This is a genomic window from Legionella bozemanae, assembly GCF_001648595.1.
Classification (GTDB): domain Bacteria; phylum Pseudomonadota; class Gammaproteobacteria; order Legionellales; family Legionellaceae; genus Legionella; species Legionella bozemanae.
Genome location: NZ_LBAW01000068.1, coordinates 1 through 1,376, shown reverse-complemented (window position 1 = coordinate 1,376; position 1,376 = coordinate 1). Strand labels below are relative to the sequence as shown.

The following is a 1,376-nucleotide window of genomic DNA, read 5'->3' as shown; positions in this document are numbered from 1 at the left end:
TGGCACTTAAAGTCGCTTAGCTATCTCATTGCCAGTTTGGGCTGGATATGCGGTGAAACCCTTCCTTGGGGTTTTCGTAGGTGCCAAATAACATATCCCACCATACAATATCCCCGTAATTATTTTTATGTCGATTGAATTGGTGGTGAATTCTGTGCATCTCTGGACGCTGAAATACATACCCTATCCACTGTGGTGTTTTAACATTGGTATGGTAGAAAAACTCACCTATCGCGGTACAAGCGGTATAAACCATACCCGCCTCAATGGATAGACCAAGAACTGTATATACCAGTAGGCTGCCAATGATAGAGTTCACAATCATTTCGCCAGGATGTTTGTAAAACGATGTGATGACCTCAAGCCTTTGTGGACTATGATGGATCTGATGAAACCCAACCCATAAAAAATCAAATTCATGACGTGCTCTATGCCACCAATAGAACACAAAAGTTGCGATAAAATAGGCAAAAAAACCACCAGCGTAAGGAGGTAAATAATGTGACATATGAAAAATAGACCATGCAGAAAACCATAATTCCCATGTATAACCTGCCAATGTAACAACGCCAATTTGCACTAGATTAAGCAATACCACCCTAATAGGCCATGTTTTAACATGAGGTAACTTCCAACCAGGAACTAATCGCTCAATTACAAAGCAGATTAAAAACAGTGCGAATACAATTTTTAGCATAGTAAACTCCGTTAAAACATAATACCCGAATGAAAAATAGTGCAGCACAGACATAATTCAGCCTGCTCATTTTTAAATTTAAAGCTCTCGCTCCATTTCTCGGTTAGGCTGTGGTTTATTAAAAGAACGAGTACGTTCTACAAGTTCCCTGTGTTGCACGCGCTCTTTAATTCCATTAATTAACCCTTGATTGAGCCGTATAAACTCATTGCCATTTTGTATATTCAGTTTGTGATCTTGCTTGATCAACGACTGAATTTTCTTATCTTGATTTATTTTTTTGAGCTCCGGCTCCTTGTTCTCTAAGGCACACTGCTTTTTAAATTCGTCTAAACTCATGAGCCGGTTTAATTGTTTTTTAAGCTCGTCCATTCCTTCCTTAACAAGCACATCGTTTAAATCGGTATTTTCTTTTTTAGGGATCACAATGGACACATGGATACCAGAATCGTGTAATTTCTGAGCAGCTTTTATAATCGTATTGGTTTGTTCATTTTTTGCATATTTATAAGTGTCTTTTCCGTCATTATCCAAGCAAAAAACCACTTGTTTAGGACTATTTTTGGGATCAATATTTGAAAAATTTGCTTTTCCCAATACAGCATACACACGCGCATATTCATCGACCTGAAGTATACTTAATCCTGTCTCAATCCCTTCTGTAAAATAAGCGATGTCG

At 38.0% G+C, this 1,376-nt stretch carries 2 protein-coding genes; both read right to left on the bottom strand.

The genetic code is table 11. The features are described from left to right. Positions 1–25: 25 nt before the first annotated feature. Positions 26–697 (bottom strand): sterol desaturase family protein, encoded by a 672-nt coding sequence (locus A8O27_RS18020; protein WP_058460613.1) that lies wholly within the window; start codon positions 695–697, stop codon positions 26–28. Between the two features lie 78 nt (positions 698–775). Beyond that, positions 776–1,376 (bottom strand): toprim domain-containing protein (locus A8O27_RS18015; RefSeq protein WP_211269266.1); only part of this gene is annotated, 601 nt, incomplete at its 5' end.

Bases quoted from the DNA above. Each gene is read 5' to 3' on its own strand.
- A8O27_RS18020 (WP_058460613.1), bottom strand. From the start codon at position 697: ATGCTAAAAATTGTATTCGCACTGTTTTTAATCTGCTTTGTAATTGAG.